The organism is Curtobacterium sp. MCBD17_023 (assembly GCF_003224415.1).
Lineage (GTDB): Bacteria > Actinomycetota > Actinomycetes > Actinomycetales > Microbacteriaceae > Curtobacterium.
The window spans coordinates 59,609-77,267 of sequence record NZ_QKLJ01000012.1; the positions used below are offsets into that span (position 1 = coordinate 59,609).

At 73.6% G+C, this 17,659-nt stretch carries 17 protein-coding genes and 1 tRNA gene; 5 read left to right on the forward strand and 13 right to left on the reverse strand.

The genetic code is table 11. The features are described 5' to 3' along the window. Positions 1 to 32 precede the first annotated feature (32 nt). From DEI84_RS12450 to serS, 3 genes are all read right to left on the reverse strand, one after another. Positions 33 to 117, reverse strand: a tRNA-Ser gene (locus tag DEI84_RS12450). A gap of 85 nt (positions 118 to 202) precedes the next feature. Continuing rightward, positions 203 to 1,072, reverse strand: a complete 870-nt coding sequence (locus DEI84_RS12455; RefSeq protein WP_110825991.1) for an HAD family hydrolase — start codon at positions 1,070 to 1,072, stop codon at positions 203 to 205. Further along, positions 1,069 to 2,340: a serine--tRNA ligase gene (gene serS, locus DEI84_RS12460; protein WP_110891053.1), complete on the reverse strand. Its 1,272-nt coding sequence runs from the start codon at positions 2,338 to 2,340 to the stop codon at positions 1,069 to 1,071. The genes DEI84_RS12455 and serS overlap by 4 nt, the downstream gene beginning before the upstream one ends. A gap of 139 nt (positions 2,341 to 2,479) precedes the next feature. Here serS and DEI84_RS12465 point away from each other — a divergent pair, with 139 nt between their 5' ends. Next, positions 2,480 to 3,547 carry a diacylglycerol kinase family protein gene (locus tag DEI84_RS12465; RefSeq protein ID WP_110826056.1) on the forward strand — a complete coding sequence of 356 codons (1,068 nt, stop codon included), beginning with the start codon at positions 2,480 to 2,482 and terminating at the stop codon, positions 3,545 to 3,547. A 28-nt stretch (positions 3,548 to 3,575) separates the two neighbouring features. Here DEI84_RS12465 and pheA read toward each other — a convergent pair whose 3' ends face one another. The 4 genes from pheA to DEI84_RS12490 are packed head-to-tail and all read right to left on the reverse strand — an operon-like array spanning position 3,576 to position 7,502. Then, positions 3,576 to 4,535 carry a prephenate dehydratase gene (gene pheA / locus DEI84_RS12470; RefSeq protein ID WP_110891054.1) on the reverse strand — a complete coding sequence of 320 codons (960 nt, stop codon included), beginning with the start codon at positions 4,533 to 4,535 and terminating at the stop codon, positions 3,576 to 3,578. 39 nt (positions 4,536 to 4,574) lie between these two features. After that, positions 4,575 to 5,669 (reverse strand): bifunctional helix-turn-helix transcriptional regulator/GNAT family N-acetyltransferase, encoded by a 1,095-nt coding sequence (locus tag DEI84_RS16045; RefSeq protein WP_309146391.1) that lies wholly within the window; start codon positions 5,667 to 5,669, stop codon positions 4,575 to 4,577. A gap of 10 nt (positions 5,670 to 5,679) precedes the next feature. After that, positions 5,680 to 6,177 (reverse strand): hypothetical protein, encoded by a 498-nt coding sequence (locus DEI84_RS12485; protein WP_110891055.1) that lies wholly within the window; start codon positions 6,175 to 6,177, stop codon positions 5,680 to 5,682. Beyond that, the gene (locus DEI84_RS12490) at positions 6,174 to 7,502 is read right to left on the reverse strand and encodes a molybdopterin-dependent oxidoreductase (RefSeq protein ID WP_110891056.1); all 1,329 of its coding nucleotides are present in this window, start codon (positions 7,500 to 7,502) and stop codon (positions 6,174 to 6,176) included. The genes DEI84_RS12485 and DEI84_RS12490 overlap by 4 nt, the downstream gene beginning before the upstream one ends. 54 nt (positions 7,503 to 7,556) lie before the next feature. Here DEI84_RS12490 and DEI84_RS12495 point away from each other — a divergent pair, with 54 nt between their 5' ends. From DEI84_RS12495 to DEI84_RS12505, 3 genes are read left to right on the forward strand one after another with little or no spacing between them, the layout of a single operon-like run. Further along, the gene (locus DEI84_RS12495) at positions 7,557 to 9,023 is read left to right on the forward strand and encodes a glycosyltransferase family 87 protein (protein ID WP_110891057.1); all 1,467 of its coding nucleotides are present in this window, start codon (positions 7,557 to 7,559) and stop codon (positions 9,021 to 9,023) included. Between the two features lie 4 nt (positions 9,024 to 9,027). Beyond that, positions 9,028 to 10,152, forward strand: a complete 1,125-nt coding sequence (moaA, locus tag DEI84_RS12500; RefSeq protein ID WP_258371779.1) for a GTP 3',8-cyclase MoaA — start codon at positions 9,028 to 9,030, stop codon at positions 10,150 to 10,152. A gap of 4 nt (positions 10,153 to 10,156) precedes the next feature. Next, positions 10,157 to 10,396: a MoaD/ThiS family protein gene (locus DEI84_RS12505; protein ID WP_110891058.1), complete on the forward strand. Its 240-nt coding sequence runs from the start codon at positions 10,157 to 10,159 to the stop codon at positions 10,394 to 10,396. Positions 10,397 to 10,468: 72 nt separating this feature from the next. Here DEI84_RS12505 and DEI84_RS12510 read toward each other — a convergent pair whose 3' ends face one another. The 5 genes from DEI84_RS12510 to DEI84_RS12530 all read right to left on the reverse strand — a co-directional run bounded on the left by DEI84_RS12510 (position 10,469) and on the right by DEI84_RS12530 (position 14,764). Continuing rightward, entirely contained in the window at positions 10,469 to 11,527 is a 1,059-nt protein-coding gene (locus DEI84_RS12510) for an ABC transporter ATP-binding protein (protein WP_110891059.1), read from the reverse strand. Continuing rightward, positions 11,524 to 12,282, reverse strand: coding sequence for an ABC transporter permease (locus DEI84_RS12515; RefSeq protein WP_258367577.1), 759 nt, complete (start codon positions 12,280 to 12,282; stop codon positions 11,524 to 11,526). Before DEI84_RS12515 ends, DEI84_RS12510 begins: the two co-directional genes overlap by 4 nt. 125 nt (positions 12,283 to 12,407) lie before the next feature. Continuing rightward, positions 12,408 to 13,190 (reverse strand): molybdate ABC transporter substrate-binding protein, encoded by a 783-nt coding sequence (gene modA, locus DEI84_RS12520; RefSeq protein ID WP_110891061.1) that lies wholly within the window; start codon positions 13,188 to 13,190, stop codon positions 12,408 to 12,410. Positions 13,191 to 13,256: 66 nt separating this feature from the next. Continuing rightward, positions 13,257 to 14,321, reverse strand: coding sequence for a ThiF family adenylyltransferase (locus DEI84_RS12525; protein ID WP_146236365.1), 1,065 nt, complete (start codon positions 14,319 to 14,321; stop codon positions 13,257 to 13,259). A 32-nt stretch (positions 14,322 to 14,353) separates the two neighbouring features. Further along, positions 14,354 to 14,764, reverse strand: a complete 411-nt coding sequence (locus DEI84_RS12530) for a molybdopterin-binding protein (RefSeq protein WP_110891063.1) — start codon at positions 14,762 to 14,764, stop codon at positions 14,354 to 14,356. A gap of 108 nt (positions 14,765 to 14,872) precedes the next feature. Here DEI84_RS12530 and DEI84_RS12535 point away from each other — a divergent pair, with 108 nt between their 5' ends. After that, positions 14,873 to 16,531: a glycosyltransferase family 39 protein gene (locus tag DEI84_RS12535; RefSeq protein WP_146236366.1), complete on the forward strand. Its 1,659-nt coding sequence runs from the start codon at positions 14,873 to 14,875 to the stop codon at positions 16,529 to 16,531. A 36-nt stretch (positions 16,532 to 16,567) separates the two neighbouring features. Here the strand turns inward: DEI84_RS12535 and DEI84_RS12540 are convergent, their stop codons facing one another. Then, complete coding sequence (locus DEI84_RS12540) at positions 16,568 to 17,500, reverse strand: 4-(cytidine 5'-diphospho)-2-C-methyl-D-erythritol kinase (RefSeq protein ID WP_110825979.1); 933 nt, start codon at positions 17,498 to 17,500, stop codon at positions 16,568 to 16,570. Positions 17,501 to 17,659: the final 159 nt, after the last annotated feature.

A 17,659-nucleotide genomic window follows, 5' to 3' on the forward strand; every position in this document is an offset into this window, starting at 1 on the left:
GACCTGTCAGGGCTGACGGACGGGGAACGGTGCGGAGGGTGTGGGATTCGAACCCACGAGACATCTCTGCCCACCTGTTTTCAAGACAGGCTCCATCGGCCACTCGGACAACCCTCCGTGACGCGACCACGTGGCGAGACGTGACCGCGTCCCGAGCAGTCTACCGGGCCTCCCGTCCGGCGGCGGAGCGCCCGCGCGCGCCTCAGCGCGGCAGGGTGTCGAGCGCCGCCGCGAGCCCGTCGTCGGTGACGCCACCGGTGATCTCGCTGCCGGCGTCGACGACGTCGTCCGGCGCCTGCCCCATCACGACACCGCGGCCGGAGGTCGAGGCCCACCGCAGCATGTCGATGTCATTGCGTCCGTCACCGGCCGCGAAGACACGGGAGCGCGGGATGTCGAGCCACTCGCGGACCCGCTCCATGGCGGTCGCCTTCGTGACGCCCTCCGGCGCGATGTCGAGCCAGGCCGTCCAGCCGACGGTGTACGAGACCTTGTGCAGGCCCATCCGGTCGACGATCTGCAGGAACTCCTCGAGCCCGTGCTCCGGGGAGATGACGACGACGCGGGTGGCGCGGACCCCGAGCAGCTGCTCGAAGTCGACGTGGTCGCCGGACCCGGTCATGGTGTCGTCGGGGAAGTCGCCGGACAGCAGGTAGTGGCCGGTCTCGTCCTCGACGCCGTACGCACCGTTCTGCAGGGCCCCGCGGATGGTCTGCAGGACCTCGGTCGGGTCGAAGGTCTCGACGTGGACGCGCTCGTACGCGCCGTCGGGGGTGCGCTCGAGCGTGAGCGCGCCGTTGGCACAGACGAGGTACCGCGGCTCGATGCCGAGCTGCTCGAGCAGCGGGACGGTCATGCCCTCGCTGCGGCCGGTGGAGAGCATGACCTCGTGCCCGGCGGCCTCGGCGTCGCGGACGGCCCGGATGACGGTGTCGGTGATGACCCCGTCCTCGCGCATGGTCGTGCCGTCGATGTCGAGCGCGACGAGCCAGCGCTTCACCCGCGCGGGCGCAGCGGCGTCCCGGCCCGATGCCGCGTCGGACCCGTCCACGAAGCCGCGTGAGGAGCTCATCGGGGCTCGATCACCTCGACGCCGCCCAGGTAGGGCCGGAGGACCTCGGGGATGACGACCGAGCCGTCCTCCTGCTGGTGCGTCTCGAGGATCGCGACGAGCCAGCGGGTGGTGGCCAGCGTGCCGTTGAGGGTCGCGACCGGCGCGGTCTTGCCGCTCTCGGTGCGGTACCGGATGTCGAGGCGGCGGGCCTGGAACGTCGTGCAGTTCGACGTCGAGGTCAGCTCGCGGAAAGTGCCCTGCGTCGGCACCCATGCCTCGAGGTCGTACTTCCGCGCGGCACTCGTGCCGAGGTCACCCGCGGCGGTCTCGATCACGCGGTAGTGCAGCCCGAGGTCCTGCAGCATCGACTCCTGGTACGACATGAGCCGCTGGTGCTCGGCGTCGGCCTGGTCCGGGTGGACGTAGGCGAACATCTCGAGCTTGTTGAACTGGTGCACTCGGAGGATGCCGCGGTTGTCCTTGCCCGCCGACCCGGCTTCGCGCCGGTAGCAGGTCGACCAACCGGCGTAGCGGAGGGCCGGGTCGTCCTCGGACGGGAACTGCAGGATCTCGTCCGCGTGGTACCCGGCGAGGGCGACCTCGCTCGTGCCGGTCAGGTACAGGTCGTCGGCCTCGAGCCGGTAGACCTCGGCAGCGTGCTCACCGAGGAAGCCGGTGCCGGCCATCGTCTCGGGGCGCACGAGGGTGGGCGTGATCAGGGGCTCGAAGCCGTGCTGCACGGCGCGGTCGAGGCCGAGCGACATGAGCGCGATCTCGAGGCGGGCGCCCATCCCCTTGAGGAAGTAGAACCGCGAGCCGGAGACCTTGACGCCGCGGGCGATGTCGATGATGCCGAGGGACTCACCGAGGTCGGCGTGGTCCTTCGGCTCGAAGGCGAACGACGGCTTCGTGCCGACGGTGCGCAGGGTGACGAAGTCGTCCTCGCCACCGGCGGGCACGTCCGGCAGCACCACGTTGGGGATGGCGCGGACGACCGTGTTGAAGGTGTCCTCGGCGGCGGTGACGGTGGCCTGCGCTTCCTTGACCTTCGCGGCGAGCGCCTGCGCCTGCTGCACGAGCGCGGCCTTCTCGTCCTTCGGGGCCTTCGCGACGGTCTTGCCGAACGCGTTCTGTTCGGCGCGGAGCGCCTCGAACGCGGTGATGGCGCTGCGTCGCGCTGCGTCCGCGGCGACGGCCTGGTCGACGACGTCGACGGAGGCGCCGCGCGCCGCCTGCGAGGCCTTGATGAGGTCCGGTTCGTCGCGCAACAGCTGGGGGTCGATCACCGGCCCAGCTTACCGGGGACCCGGTGGCCGATCGGTGGACGCACCGGTCGGGAGGCCCGGCACCGGATCGACCCGCGCTCCCGTCCCGGACGTGGTCACGTTCCGGACCGCGCAGCCGGTGCCCGGTAGCGTTGACGGCATGTCGACGCCCTCGGAAGCCACCGCCGTGCCGGAGGACGCCCCTGCCACGGACCAGCGCACCGCCGCAGTCATCTACAACCCCGTCAAGGTCCACCTGCCGACCCTGAAGCGCACCGTGAACCGGTACCAGCGCGAGGCCGGCTGGTCGGAGACCAAGTGGTACGCCACGAGCGAGGAGGACCCGGGCGGCGGCATGGCCCGGCAGGCACTCGAGGCCGGTGCGGACGTCATCGCCGCGGCCGGTGGTGACGGGACGGTCCGCGCCGTCGCCGAGGTCGTGCACGGGTCCGACGCCGCGCTCGCCCTGCTGCCGAGCGGCACGGGCAACCTGCTCGCCCGCAACATCCCGGCGCCGATCGACGACCTCGGTGCCAGCGCGCACACGATCTTCCACGGCGAGGACCGCGAGATCGACATGGGCACGGTGCACGTCGAGCGCCCCGACGGCTCCCGTGAGCAGTTCGGCTTCCTCGTGATGGCCGGCCTCGGGCTCGACGCACGGATGCTCGTGAACACGAACGACGACCTGAAGAAGAAGGTCGGCTGGCTCGCGTACGTCGACTCGCTCGTCCGGTCGCTGCGGGACTCCGACGCCATCGAGTTCCGCTACCGCCTGGACGGCCAGAGCACCCGGTCGGTCCGCGCCCACTCCCTCATCGTCGGCAACTGCGGCATGCTGCAGGCCGGTGCGACCCTGCTGCCGGACGCCGAGATCGACGACGGCTACTTCGACGTCGTCGTGATGCGTCCGCACGGGTTCTTCGGCTGGGTCCGGATCGGGGCCCGCGTGTTCTGGGAGAACGCGATCCTCCGCCGCTTCCGTCGCTCCGCGCTCGGCAAGACCGAGATCGGCAAGACCATCGTCACGAAGACCCGCGACGAGCGCCCGCTGCGCTACCTGCGCGGCGAGGAGTTCACCGCGCGGCTCGAGCGCGCCGAGGAGTTCGAGATCGACGGCGACCCGGTGGGCGAAGTCCGCGCCTTCCGGGCGAAGATCGACGCGGGCGGTCTGACGGTCCGCGTGGCCGGACCCGAGGACCAGACGCGGGCGACCCGCCGCCGCTGACCGCGCGCGGGGGTGTCGGACGGGAGGCTCAGCCCGCGTCCGGCTCCCCGCTCACGATCGCGCGCAGCCAGTCGCGCGCCTCGACGAAGGCCTGGTCGGAGTAGCGGGGTGAGACCTCGGACCGGAGGCCGTCCGCACGCGGGTACGAGCCGAGGAAGGTCACGCGCGGGCTGAACCGGCGGAGACCGAGCAGGGCGTCCGCGACGCGTTCGTCGTGGACGTGGCCGTCCAGGTCGATGACGAACCGGTAGCGGCCGAGCTCGTCGCCGATCGGACGCGAGGACAGCAACCCCATGTTGATGCCCCGGGTGGCGAACTGCTCGAGCATGTCGACGAGGGCACCGGGGTGGTCCGCGGGCAGTTCGACGATGACGCTCGTCTTGTCGGACCCGGTCCGCGGCGGGATCGCCAGGGTCTTCGAGACGAGCACGAACCGCGTGACGGCGCTCGCGTTGTCGCCGATCGAGTCGGCGAGCACGGCGAGGTCGTAGTGGTCGGTGATGCCGGGCGGGGCGACGGCGGCGTCCGCGGTCGGGTGGTCGTCGAGGAGCACGGCCGCCGCGGCGACGTTCGAGGACGCCGGGATGTGCCCGTGGCCCGGCAGGTTCACCTCGAGCCAGTGGTGCGTCTGGGCGTAGGCGACCGGGTGCGCGTTCACGGTGCGGACGTCCGACAGGGACGTGCCCGGTCGGGCGACGAGCACGAAGTCGACCGGGACGAGGTACTCCCCCACGATCCGCACGCCGGGGATCCGGGCGAGGGCGTCCTGCGTGGCGCTCACGCCGCCGTCGACGCTGTTCTCGATCGCGATCACGGCGCCGACCGAGCGGCCGGTCATGACGTCGTCGAGCGCCTCGCCGACGTTGTTGACGCTCCGCCAGGGCTTCCCGGCGGCGGCCTCGACGAGCTTGAGTGCCGCCTCGGTGAAGGTCCCCGCCGGTCCGAGGTAGCTGTAGGTCTCGGACGGGGAGTCGGCGGCCTGGCTCATACCGGCGAGCCTATCGGCGTGCGGTGCCCCGTCCGCCGCTCAGAGGACGAGCTGCATGGTGTCCGAGTCGCCGTTCCGTCCGACGGTCCGGAACCCCGCTCGTTCGTAGAGGATGCGCGCGCCGGTGTTGCCGTCCTCGACGCTCAGGCTCATCCCGGGCCACCCGGCGTCGCGCGCTGCGGCGACGAGCCGGGTGAGCAGCGCCGAGCCGATCCCGCGGCCGCGCGCCCGGGCGTCGAGGGCGAGGGTGAGCTCGGGGACGTCCTCGGCGACGAACCCGTACCCGGGGTCCTCGGCGGGCAGGTGCACCGCCCACGCGACGCCGACCGGCCCGTCGTCGTCGGTCGCGACGACCCCGAGGTCGGCGGCGCCGGGCCGCTCGGGGTCGAACGCGGCGGAGTAGTGGGCGAACTCGGGCCGGTCGAGGTCGGCGTCGGCGAACCGCTCCCCCGACCAGTTCATCGCGTCGAGGGTCGCCCGGCGGAGCAGGGGCACGTCGTCGGCGGTGGCCGCGCGGTACCCGATGCCGTCGACGGTGCTCGGCAGGGAGTCGTCGGCGGTGCCGGTCATCCGCGCCTCGCACATCTCGGTGGCGGCGACCACCTCGTCGCAGGACGCGCCCTCCGCACCGGCTCCGTCCCCACCGGGCATGTTGCTGACCGCGGCGAACCGGCCCTCGGGGTCGATCCGGGCGAGGAGCACGCGGGAGATCGTGTCGAGCTCGGCGACCTGCTCGTCGGTGAGCGCGTCGATCACCAGACGACGGGCGGTGCGGACGTGGTCCGGCGCGGCGGCGACGATGTGGTCGAAGCCGGCGTCGGTGAGCCGGACGTCGGTGGCGCGGCGGTCCTCGGAGGACGGGCACCGCGCGACGAGCCCACGCTTCTCGAGGCGCGACACGACGTGCGACAGGCGCGGGAGGGACGCGTTCGTGGCCGACGCGAGGACCGACATCCGCAGGGTGCGGGAGTCCCGCTCGGACAGCATCGCGATGACCATGTAGTCGAAGAGCGTCAGGTCGGCGTCGCGCTGGAGCTGCTGGTCGAGCGCTGCGGGCAGGAGTTCCATGACGGCGACGAACCCCATCCAGGCACGCAGCTGCTCACGGGAGAGCCAGGGCGTGTCGTCGGTCATGCCGCTCATCCTACGGAGAGGTTGTCGCTGCAACCACAGCATCGTCCGAACGACGCCGAGCGGTGACCGCGCCGACCACGAGCACGACCACGACGACGGCGGCGAGCACCCCCTCGACGACGAGCAGCCGCGCGGTGTAGTCGAACGGCAGGACCGTGGGGTTCTTGGTGCCCTGCGACTTCGCGACGATCTCGGACACGGCGACGAGCGCGAGCACGCTGCCGAGGACGACCGCGGCCTGCACGACCACGAGCACCCATGTCCGGAGCGTGCGCCCTGCCCGACGGAGCCCCGCGCCGACGGCGAGCACGAACGGCGACAGCACGGCGTCGTGGAGCACGACCGCGGCGAGCAGCCACACGAGCAGGCCGCCGATCCGGTCCGTCCGGACCGAGGTCAGCAGGACCCACGCCCCGAAGGCGATGACGAGCACGCCGACGACCACGAGGACGGTCCGCGCCACCCGGATCCGCCGGTCGGGACGCTCGGCGGTGGGGACCGCGCTCATGCGATGACCTCGATCCGTTCGATCCACTTCGTCTGCAGGACGCCGGGTCGTCCGGGGGCGATGATCCGCGCCGGGAACCCGTGCTCCAGGTCGAGCGTCGCACCGTTGAGCTCGAGGGCCACCAGGGTGGTCGGGTCGGCGGTGTACTCCGGCCCCATCTCCATCACCCGGTATCCGCCGTGCTGCTCCAGACTCGTCACCCGCACGCGTACGTCCGGGTCGGACTGCACCGCCGCGAGCAGGTCGCGCATCCGGACGCCCTTCCAGCTCGCCATCTGGCTCCAGCCCTCGACGCACGAGATCGGGAGCCGCGCCTCGGCCTGACCCAGGGCGACGAGTTCGGCGCGTGAGAACGTGCGGCTGACCGCCGGGCCGGCGACGGTGAGGGCCCAGTCGGCGGCGGTCGCCGTGGCGAGGACCCCGGCGGCACGAGCCGTCCGGTTCACCGGCAGCCCGTTCTGCCCGATGTGCCGCTGACGGGGAGCGAAGACGTTGAACGGCTCGGCGAGCACCGACGACTGGCCGGCCGTGAGGACGACGACGCCGGCCGTGGCCGCCGTGACACCCGCGATGAACCCGCGGCGGGCGAGACGCTGGCGCCCGCCCTCGGCGTCGGCGTCGGCGTGGGCGTCGGCGTGGGTGTCGGCGGCCGGGTCCGGTGCCGCACGGTCCGCCACCGGCGGAGCGCCGTCGATCCAGCGGTGGAGGCGACCGACGAACCCGCGGGACGTCGCGGCGGCGGGAGGGCGGGCCTCCAGGCCGGGACGGGCCTGCAGGGTCGGGTCGGGCAGGTCGCTGCCCACCGTCTCGTCCACGACGAACCGACCGTGCTCGTCGAACGCGTCCCGTGAGCGCCAGTACCGCGTGATGATGCGCAGCTTCGTGCCGATGTGCAGCACGAGCGAGCCGATGAGGACGTACGCGAGGGCGTTGTGGACCTGCCGGAACGGGAACGGCCACGGGTACCACTGGAAGGTGTTGAGCAGTCCGGTCACGACCTGGATGAGCGCGGCCGCCACGAACACCGCGATCGACAGCCGCTCGAGCCCGTGCAGGACACCACGCACGGGCGGTGTCTGGAGCAGCGCCGGCATGACGACGTTGAGCTTGGCGAGCAGCAGCGGGATCGCGGCGATGCCGGCGGTGACGTGCAGGCCCTGCGTGACCTGGTAGAGCTGCACCGGCCGGGTCGGGAAGCGCATCCACCCGGGCGGTTCCTGCAGCAGGTGGCTGTAGACCCCGGTGGCGAAGCAGACGAGGAACGCGATCCCGAGCAGCCGACCGGTGACGACCGCCGAGCGCGCGGTGCGGTTCGGCGACGCCATCACGCTCCGTGCGTCCAGGAGGAGGCGCTGGACGCCCGCTAGCCTCGACGGACCATGAGCGAACGACTGCGCCCCGGCCGCCGACCCTCGACCGGGCTCGTCGCCACGCTGCTCGCCGTCGTGGGCGTGCTCGCGCTCGGCACCGTGATCGCCGTGGGTGTCACGCATCTGGGGTTCCTCCGGGAGGGTCATCGCTCTCCATTCGTCACCTGGACGCTCATCGCTTGGACGGTCTTCGCGGCTTCCGTGCTGGCGCTCAGGTTCGTGCCGCCGCACCTCGTGACGCGGATCGTGCTCGGTGGGGCGGTCGTGGTCGGCATCGCGGCCCTCGTCGGCCCGCCGAACACGAGCACCGACTCCGCACGCTACGCCTGGGACGGCATCGTGCAGCACGCGGGCGTGTCCCCCTACGCGCACACGCCGCAGTCCGAGGCCTTGGCAGGTCTCCGCCCGGAGTGGTTGTTCCCGGACAAGGTCGACGGCACGTGCAAGCCGCTCGAGCCGCGGTACCGCGGACTCGGGGACGGCGCGCTCGGGCACTGCACGGCGATCAACCGTCCGGACGTCCCGACGATCTACCCGCCGATGGCCGAGCTCTGGTTCGCCCTGGTCCGGGTCTTCGTGCCGGCCACGGCGCAGTACATGCCGTTCCAGGTCGCCGGACTGCTCGTCTCGCTCGGCGTCACGGTCGGCCTGCTCGTCGTCCTCCGTCGGACCGGCCGACCGACGTGGTGGGCCGCGCTGTGGGCCTGGTCACCGCTCGTCGCCGCCGAGGCCGTGACGAACTCGCACGTCGACGTCGTCGGGGCCGCTCTGGCCACCGCGGGTGCCGTGCTCGTGGCCTTCGGTCGGCCGATCTGGGGCGGCATCGCGCTCGGTGCCGCGACGGCGACGAAGCTCATCCCGGCGATCGTCTACCCCGCACTGCTCGGCCGGTGGCGGAGCTGGTGGGCGATCCCGGTCGGCGTCGCCGTGTTCGGGCTGCTCTACGTGCCGTACGTGCTCTCGACCGGGCCGAAGGTGCTCGGGTACCTGCCGGGCTACCTGTCGGAGGAGGGCTACGAGGACGGCTCGCGCTTCGCCCTGGTGGCGGAGGTCCTGCCCGGCGACGCGGCGACGATCGCCGTGGGCCTGATCGTCCTCGTCGCGGCGGTCATCGCCTGGCGGCTGTCGGACCCCGCGAACCCGTGGTCCGGGCAGGTGTTCATGATCGGCGTGACCTTCCTCGCGGTGACGCCGCGCTACCCCTGGTACGCGCTGCTGCTCATCCCGTTCGTGGTGCTCTCCGGCCGGTGGGAGTGGCTGTCCCTGACGCTCGCCATCGCGCTGCGCGGGGTGTGGCCGTCGGTCGTCGCCTACCGGTGGTGGCTGCTCGCCGCGATCGCGGTCGTGCTCGTCGTCACCCTCGTCCGCACGCGCCGCGAGGACTGGCTCCGGTGGCGGGACCGCATGCTCGGCCGGAGTCCGGGAGCCCCGGTGCCCGCCGGAGACGCGAGCCGCGGTCCCCGCGACGTATCCTGACGACATGCCGGCCCAGATGCTCCCCTCGACGGGTCTGATGAGCCGTGTGCGCCCGAGAGCGACGGACACCGCGGTGCACCCCCTGGTCGCACAGCATCCGGGCCTCCCGCCCCGGCCCGACGGCGACCCGGGCCTGGTGGACCGGTTCGGCCGGTACGCCGTCGACCTGCGGGTGTCCCTGACCGAGCGCTGCAACCTCCGCTGCACCTACTGCATGCCGGCCGAGGGTCTGCCCTTCGCGCCCGACGCAGCGCTCATGTCCGCGGACGAGATCGCCCGGCTCGTCGGCCTCGGGGCGCGGGAGCTCGACATCCGCAAGGTCCGCTTCACCGGCGGTGAACCGCTCCTCCGCAAGGACCTCGTCGACGTCATCGCCCGGTGCGCGGCGGCCCACCCCGACCTCGAGCTGTCCCTCACCACGAACGCGATCGGACTCGCGGGTCGCGCGGCAGCGCTGCGAGCGGCCGGACTCCACCGACTGAACGTCTCGCTCGACACCGTGGACCCGGACGTCTTCGCCGAGGTCACCCGGCGCCCGTTCCTCGACCGCGTCCTCGAGGGGATCGCCGCCGCGGCCGACGCCGGCCTCGGGGTGAAGATCAACGCGGTCCTGCTGCGCGGGGTGAACGAGCACCTGGCGTCCGAGCTGCTCGCGTGGTGCCTGGAGCGCGGCCACGAGCTGCGGTTCATCGAGCAGATGCCGCTCGACCCCGGGCACGCCTGGGACGCCACGACGATGATCACGGCCGCGCAGATCCGCGACCTGCTCAGCGCTGACCACGTCCTGACCCCCGACGACGCCCCGCGGAACGGCGCTCCGGCCGAGCGGTACCGGGTGCGGTCCCGGGCGACCGGCGCCGACCTCGGGACGGTCGGGGTCATCGCGAGCATCACCGAGTCGTTCTGCGGCGACTGCACGCGCACCCGGCTCACCGCCGACGGTCACGTCCGCAGCTGCCTGTTCTCCGACGACGAGACCGACCTGCTCGGTCCCCTGCGCGCGGGCGCCGACGACGCCGACGTCCTGGACCGCTGGCGGCGGGCGATGTGGGCGAAGCCCCGCGACCACGGCGACGACACCGACGGCCTCGTGCACCCGACCCGGGGCATGAGCGCGATCGGAGGATGAGGACATGACCACCCTGCGCTTCTTCGCCGCCGCCCGTGCCGCGGTCGGCATCGACGACACGACCGTCACGGCGGACTCGCTCGACGACGCCCTCCGTCAGGTCGAGGCTGCCGACCCCGAGCGCTGGGCCGCGCTGCAGGAGCGGTGCTCGTACCTGGTCGACGGGGTCACCACCCGCGACCGGTCGACGTCGCTCGACGGGGTCGCACTCGTGGACGTCATGCCGCCGTTCGCCGGCGGCTGACCAGCGCCCAAACTGAGCGCTCGAAGCTCAGAGCTCAGCACACGGAGCTCGCACGGGCGCCGGACTCCGCGCTCAGGACTCCCAGACGGTGACCTCGGCGGGCGGGACGTGCACCCGCACCGTCGATCCGACCGTCGCCCCGAGCGCCGCGACCGCGGCCAGGGTCAGGTCGGCGGACAGGTCGTCGGTGCGGAACCGCACCAAGCCGTTCCGCGGTTCGAGGGCACGGACGACCCGCGGCAGACCGGGGCCGGCGCCGGTGTCCCGTGTCACGACCGCCGCCGTCGGGTGGTAGGCCGCCGCCACGGGTCGACCGGCAGGCACGTGGTGCGCGGCCGACGCCAGCGGGCCCCTGCCACCGGAGCCACGGTCGAGCACGAGCCCGTCCGCCGTCGCGGTCCCGTGCACCACCACCAGACCCGAGAACGCCGCCGCGAACCCGCTCCGCGGACGCGCGAACACCTCGGCCGGGGTGCCGGACTCGACGACCCGACCGTCCTGCAGGACGACGACCCGGTCCGCGAGGGCCATCACCTCGACCGGGTCGTGCGTCACGAGGACGCTCGGCCGACCGGACACGGCCGTGCGGAGGGCGGCGCGGACGTCCTCGCGCGCGCCGACGTCGAGTGCCGAGGTCGGTTCGTCGAGCAGCACGACGGCGGGGTCGGCGGCCAGGGCCCTGGCGATCGCGACGCGCTGCGCCTGCCCGCCGGACAGCGTCAAGGGCGCCCGGTCTGCCAGGTCGGCCACCCCGACGGCGGCCAGGGCGTGCCGGGCTGCCGCACGGGCCTCCCGGCCGGACCGGCCCGCGGCCCGCGGCCCGAAGGCGACGTTCGCGAGGACGGAGAGGTGCGGGAACAGGTCGGGCCGCTGGGCGACGAGTCCGATGCGGCGACGGTGTGCCGGCAGGCCCCGCCCGGCACCGGCGAGGACCCGGTCGTCGGAGCGGACCGCACCGCCGTCGAGCGGCAGGAGGCCGGCGACCGCGTCGAGGACCGTCGACTTGCCGGAACCGTTCGCACCGACGAGGGCCACGCACTCGGCCGGTCCGACGGACAGGGCGACGTCGACGTCCCGGTCGTGGCGGACCACGTGCGCGACGAGGCCGGTCCGGGCTGCGGCGGCGGTCACGGCGTCACCGCGCGGGTCCGGACGGACGCCAGGCCGATGACGAGCACCGCGACGACCACGAGCACGAGGGCGAGGGCGACCGCGGCGTCCGGGTCGACCTCGCGCTGCAGGTACACCTCGAGCGGGAGGGTCCGGGTCACCCCCTGCAGGCTGCCCGCGAAGGTCAGCGTCGCACCGAACTCACCGAGCGCCCGGGCGGCGCAGAGCACCAGGCCGGACAGGATCCCCGGCAGCACCCGCGGCGTCGTGACGGTGAGGAACGTCCGGGTCGGGCCGGCGCCGAGCGTGGCCGCGACGCGCTCGTAGCGGTCCCCCTCGACGCGCAGGGCACCCTCGATCGCCGACACCAGGAACGGCATCGCGACGAACGTCTGCGCCATGACGACCGCCACCGTGGTGAACGCGATCCGCAGTCCGTGCTCGTCGAGGAACGCGCCGACCACGCCCATCCGCCCGAACGCGGCCAGGAGCGCGAGCCCACCGACGACCGGCGGCAGCACGAGGGGCAGCAGCACGACCGCCCGCGCCACGCCGATCCACCGCGACCGGGACCGGGCGAAGAGCACCGCGAGCGGGTAGCCGAGCACGAACGAGACCCCGGTCGCCGCAGCCGCGGTCCCGAGGCTCAGGACCAGGGCCGTCCGGGACGCGGGTGACGTGACGAGCGCCACGAAGGAGCCCCACTCGACGCGGCCGACCATCGCGAGCACCGGCACGACGACGAACAGGCCGCCGAGCACGGCCGGCACCGGCAGCCACCACGGGACCGGTGCACGGCGGACGCTGCCGGAGCGGCCAGCGGCGCCGTGGCCGGCGGCACCGTGGTCGGCGGTGGTGCGGGCGGCGGCGGCACGGGTGGCGGTGGCACGGCGCACGACGGTCAGGGCTCCCCGAACCCGGCGGCGGCGAGCACCCGCTGGCCGGCGGGCGACAGCACGTACGCCGTGAACGCCCGAGCGGTCGTCGGGTCTGCCGCGTCCCGGAGCACGCTGATCGGGTAGGTGTTCACGACGTCCGCAGCAGCGGCGAACGGGACGCCCGCCACGTCCCCGCCCGTGCCCTGGACGTCGGTGCGGTAGACGATGCCCGCGTCCGCCTGACCGGACGTGACCTTGCCGAGGACGTCGGTGACGGACTGCTCCTCGCTGACCGGGTGCAGCTCGACCCCGCTCGCACGCTCGACGGCCGCGGTCGCAGCACCGCACGGCACCGGCGCGGCGCACGTGACGAGCTGCACGTCCGACGCCGTCAGGTCCGCGAGGTCGGACACGTGCAGCGGGTTGCCCGGCGCCACGGCGATCTCGAGCGTGTTCGTCGCGAAGGCGCGCGGCGGACCGTCCAGCAGGTCGGCCCCGAGCGCATCGGTGCTCGCCTGGTCGGCGGAGGCGAGGACGTCGGCGGGGGCACCGTTGCGGATCTGCGAGACGAGGTCGCTCGAGCCGGCGAACGAGAACGTCACCGTCGTGCCGGGGTGCGCGCGCTCGAACCCGCGCCCCAGGGTCGTGAAGGTCCGTTGGAGCGATGCCGCGGCGAACACCGTGACCGTCCTCGAGGGAGTCCGTTCCACGCCGCCGCCCGCGCGGTCGGCGGTGGGACCGCTCGCGCACCCGGCGGTCGTCAGCGCCAGCACGAGGACGGCTGCGAGTGCGGTCGCGCGTCGCATCGGCCCTCCACACTGCCGCAGGTGCGGCGTCCACGGCCGATCCTATCCGCACCAGCGGTCGACGCCTCATTCGGATGCGAGCGGGAGCCCTTCCCGACGCCATGCGTCGACGCCACCGTCGAGGACGGTCACGGGCCTCCCGGCGGCCCGTGCCCACGCATCCGCGCGGGGCCCACGGGCGCAGGTCACGACGACCTCCGTGTCGGACGGGACCGCGTGCGGGTGCACGGACCCGGCGATGACGCCCGTCGCCCACTCGGCCGGTGTGCGCACGTCGACGACCGTCACCCGGTCGGCGGGGTCGGCGAGACGGGCGGCGAGTGCGGACGGGGCGATCCGCGCGGGCCGGGTCACGCCGTCCGCGTCCGCCGTCCCGGCCGGGAGGCCCGTGGGCCGTCGCGACGCCGGCCCACGTCGGACGGGACTCTCGGTCCACCGCCACCGGCGGGCGTCGACGGTGAGGAGCCGCCCGAGCAGGGGCTCGCCGAGACCCGCGACGAGGGCCGTCACCTGCGCGGCCATCACCGACCCGACCGCGCCGCACAGTGCCGGGAGGACCCCGTCGACCGCGCAGGACCCCTCGTCCGGCAGGACCTCGGGGTGCAGGTCGTGGAAGTCGACACCGTCCGGACCGGCGTCCCGGAACACCGAGACCTGGCCGTCCCAGGACAGCACCGTGCCCCAGACGAACGGGATCCCGAGCGGGGCGCAGGCGTCGGACACCGCACGGGTGACGTCGACGGCGTCCGCGGCGTCCACCACGACGTCGTGCCCGGCGACGTGCTCGGGCCGGAACCGTCCCACGACCGCGACGACCTCGAGCTCGGGGTCCACCGCGCGCGCCCGGGCGGCCGCGACCTCGGCCTTGGCGGAACCGACGTCGTCGCCGGTGAACAGGGTCTGCCGGGACAGGTTCGACCCGTCCACGACGTCGTCGTCCACGATCGTCAGGCGACCGAGCCCGCTGCCGGCCAGGAGGGCGATCACCGGTGCACCCAGGCCGCCGGCACCGACGACGAGCACCCGGGCCCGGCCGAGACGCTCCAGGACGTCCGGCCCTGCACCGGTGAGCGCCGCCGTGCGTGACCCGAGACGTCGACGCGCGGTGCTGACGGGCGTGTCTGTGTCCATCTCCGTGTCCGTGCTCGTGTCCGGTGTCGTGCTCACGCGTCCGTCTCCGGGCTCGCGGCCTCGACCGTCACCATCGTGGCCTTGACCGAGGCGACCGCGACGGACCCGACCTCGAGCCCGAGCTCCCGGACCGCCTCGGCACTCATCAGCGACACCACCCGGTGCGGTCCACACTGCAGCTCGACCTGGGCCATCACCGTGTCGACGACCAGGCCCGTCACGATGCCGACTAACCGGTTGCGTGCGGAGCTCCGGACGCCCGACGGGTCGGCGAGCTGGTCGCCGCGCGACGAGGCGTACTCGGCGAGTTCCCGTCCGTCGACCACGGCCCTGCCCGCGGGGTCGGTCGCCCTCGTGAACGTGCCGCCCTCGACGAGCCGCCGCACGGTGTCGTCGCTGATGCCCAGGTAGGTCGCCGCGTCACGGATGCGGAGCTGCGTCATGACGACGACCCTAGACCGGGGACGACCCGACACGACTTGTGGACACTCACCGCCTCGCAGGGCCCGACACCGGGTTCCCGTCCAGCGGCGCTCGGTACCGTGCTGGGCGTGAGTTCCCCCCGTACCGGCAGCATCGGCGTCCCGCACGCGGTCCGCCGGGTACCGGTGCGTGCCGGCCTCCGCGGGGCAGTCTCCGCCGCCGCGACGGCAGCGGTCCGGGTGCCGGAGCTCACGATCGGCGCGGTGGGCGTCGTCGTCGCCGCGGCAGCCTCGTGGGTCCCGTCCGTCTGGTACGACGAGGCGGCGACCGTCACGAGTGCCCAGCGGTCCTGGGCGCAGCTCTTCGCGGAGCTCCACACCGTCGACGCCGTGCACGGTCTGTACTACGCCCTGATGCACGTCTGGTTCTGGCTCGTCGGGTACACCCCGTTCACGTTGCGCCTGCCGAGTGCGCTCGCGATCGGGGTCGCCGCGGGACTCGTCGTCGCCCTCGGCCGCCGCCTCGGCGGACGACGGCTCGGCATCACGGCGGGCATCGTCTTCCTGCTCCTCCCCCGCGTGCAGTGGGCGGGGACCGAGGGGCGTCCCTACGCCACCATCACGACGCTGTCGGTCTGCCTGACGCTCGTGGGCGTCACGGCCCTCCGCCGCACCCGGTCACGCGCACCCCGGGCCACCGGGTGGTGGGTCGCCTACGGGGTGCTCGCCGTCGTCGCGGTGCTCTGCAACGTCTACCTGGCGCTCGCGGTCCTCGCCCACGCCGTCGCGCTCGCCTGGACCCTCGTGGCCGAACGGCACGCGCTGCGGATGGCCGTGGTCACCCGGGACGGCCGCACGCCCGGGCCGCCGCTCGTTACCGGTCGGGTGCTCGTCCGCTGGGCCGTCGCCGCCGGCATCGCCGCCGCCGTGGTCGCGCCGTTCGTGGTCGTCGTGTCCTCGCAGGCGAAGCAGGTCGGCTGGATCAAGGACATCAGCCGCGACACCCTCGGGCAGGTGTGGTCGACCGCCTGGTTCGGCGCGTCCGACCCGTACGCGGCCGTCATCTGGTCCCTCATGGTCGTCGGCGTCGGGCTCGCCCTCGTGCAGGTGCACCGCCGGGTGCCGTCCGCACGCGCCCTGTTCCGGGCGCAGACCGTGCGGGTGGCGCTGCCGCTCGTCGTCGTCCCCACCTCCGTGCTCCTCGTCGCGACGGCACTCGGTGAGCGCCTGTACTCGCCGAAGTACGCGACCCTCAGCCTGCCGTTCGTCGCGCTCCTCGTCGCCGTCGCGCTCACCGCGGTCCGGCCGAAGGCGCTGCTCGCCGCCGCCGTCGCGGTGCTCGTGGTCCTGTCGGTCCCCACGGCCGTGTCCGTCAAGGGCCCCGAGGCGAAGCAGGCGTCCACCTGGGCGCATGCCGCCGCGATCATCAGCGCCGAGCGCGCCGCCCGCCCGAGCGCCAACGAGGGCGTCGTGTTCGGCAGCGTCTACCGCCACCCGACGACGACCGCCGAGGTCATCCGGGTGTCCTACCCGGACGCGTTCTCCGGGCTGACCGACCTGGCCGTCGCGACCGACGGGGCCGACGAGGGCGTCCTCTGGAACACGAACGGCGACCTCGCGACGACCGTCCCGTCCCGTCTCGGCGACATCGACACCGTCTGGTACGTCGGCGGCACCTCCCGCACCATCCGGCCCGAGCTCAAGGCGGTGCTCGAGGAGCAGGGCTTCCACGTCGCGCACAACTGGCAGACCGGCAAGGTCATCATGTCGGAGTTCGTCCGCTCCTGACCCCGCGTCCCCTGCCCGCGTCGTGCGGGCAGCGGGTCAGTGCAGGACGCGGGCGCCGTGCACGGGACCGGTCGCGCGGAGTGCCACGCGCCCCGAGGCGCTCAGTGCGACCTGGACCTCGAGCGCGGCGTCACGGTCGGGCACCAGGAAGGCCACGGTGGGACCACTGCCGGACACGAGACCGGCCAGTGCGCCGGAGCGCTCCCCGAGCTCGAGCGTGTCGGCCAGGCCCGGCTGCAGGCGCATGGCCGGGGCCTGCAGGTCGTTGTGCAGGTTCTCGGCGAGGAGTTCGGCGTCGCCCGCCCGGAGCGCCTGGAGCACGTGCGCCTCGACGACGGGCGTCCGCGGGGCCGGGGAGATGTCGGCCCGGTAGCGCTCCCGGTGCTCGTCGAGCGCGCGGTACACCGACGGCGTGGAGAGCCCGGTGTCGCTCAGTGCGAGCACCCAGTGGAACTCGCCCTTCGCCAGCGCCGGGCTGAGCTCGTCGCCACGACCCGTCCCGACGGCGGTCCCGCCGGCGAAGGCGAAGGGGACGTCGGCCCCGAGTTCGGCGGCGAGCCGCAGCAGTTCGTCGCGTCCGAGTCCGGTACCCCAGAGCGTGTCGACCGCCAACAGGGTCGCGGCGGCGTCAGCCGAGCCGCCGCCCATCCCACCGGCGACGGGCACCTGCTTGTCGATCGTCAGACGCACACCGCCGCGGTGTCCGGCGGTCCGGGCGACGAGCCGTGCGGCCCGGAGCGCCAGGTTGGTGTCGTCCGTCGGCACCGAGGACGAGTCGATCGGCCCGGTGAAGCGGACGGAGAAGTCGTCGGCACGCTCGGCGGTGACGTCCTCGTACAGGGACACCGCCTGGTACGCGGTGGCGACGTCGTGGTACCCGTCGTCCTGCAGGGCACCGACCGACAGGTGGACGTTGATCTTGCCCGGCGCGCGCGTCCGCACCCGACCGGGAGCAGGCATCGACGTCATGCGACCAACCTATCCCCGTCCCGCCGGTCCACCCGCCGTCCGTACCGGACGGGAGGCCCGTGGCGGCGCCGCCACGGGCCTCCCGTCCGACGGCTCACGCCGCAGCGGCGAAGCCGCGCTCCAGGTCCGCGATGACGTCGTCGACGTGTTCGAGGCCGA

What these genes read in the sequence shown, in the direction of transcription:
- DEI84_RS12455 (WP_110825991.1), bottom strand. Translation starts at nt 1,072, where the DNA reads ATGAGCTCCTCACGCGGCTTCGTGGACGGGTCCGACGCGGCATCGGGC.
- DEI84_RS12465 (WP_110826056.1), top strand. Translation starts at nt 2,480, where the DNA reads ATGTCGACGCCCTCGGAAGCCACCGCCGTGCCGGAGGACGCCCCTGCC.
- pheA (WP_110891054.1), bottom strand. Translation starts at nt 4,535, where the DNA reads ATGAGCCAGGCCGCCGACTCCCCGTCCGAGACCTACAGCTACCTCGGA.
- DEI84_RS16045 (WP_309146391.1), bottom strand. Translation starts at nt 5,669, where the DNA reads ATGACCGACGACACGCCCTGGCTCTCCCGTGAGCAGCTGCGTGCCTGG.
- DEI84_RS12485 (WP_110891055.1), bottom strand. Translation starts at nt 6,177, where the DNA reads ATGAGCGCGGTCCCCACCGCCGAGCGTCCCGACCGGCGGATCCGGGTG.
- DEI84_RS12490 (WP_110891056.1), bottom strand. Translation starts at nt 7,502, where the DNA reads ATGGCGTCGCCGAACCGCACCGCGCGCTCGGCGGTCGTCACCGGTCGG.
- DEI84_RS12495 (WP_110891057.1), top strand. Translation starts at nt 7,557, where the DNA reads ATGAGCGAACGACTGCGCCCCGGCCGCCGACCCTCGACCGGGCTCGTC.
- moaA (WP_258371779.1), top strand. Translation starts at nt 9,028, where the DNA reads ATGCCGGCCCAGATGCTCCCCTCGACGGGTCTGATGAGCCGTGTGCGC.
- DEI84_RS12505 (WP_110891058.1), top strand. Translation starts at nt 10,157, where the DNA reads ATGACCACCCTGCGCTTCTTCGCCGCCGCCCGTGCCGCGGTCGGCATC.
- modA (WP_110891061.1), bottom strand. Translation starts at nt 13,190, where the DNA reads ATGCGACGCGCGACCGCACTCGCAGCCGTCCTCGTGCTGGCGCTGACG.
- DEI84_RS12525 (WP_146236365.1), bottom strand. Translation starts at nt 14,321, where the DNA reads ATGGACACAGACACGCCCGTCAGCACCGCGCGTCGACGTCTCGGGTCA.
- DEI84_RS12530 (WP_110891063.1), bottom strand. Translation starts at nt 14,764, where the DNA reads ATGACGCAGCTCCGCATCCGTGACGCGGCGACCTACCTGGGCATCAGC.
- DEI84_RS12540 (WP_110825979.1), bottom strand. Translation starts at nt 17,500, where the DNA reads ATGACGTCGATGCCTGCTCCCGGTCGGGTGCGGACGCGCGCGCCGGGC.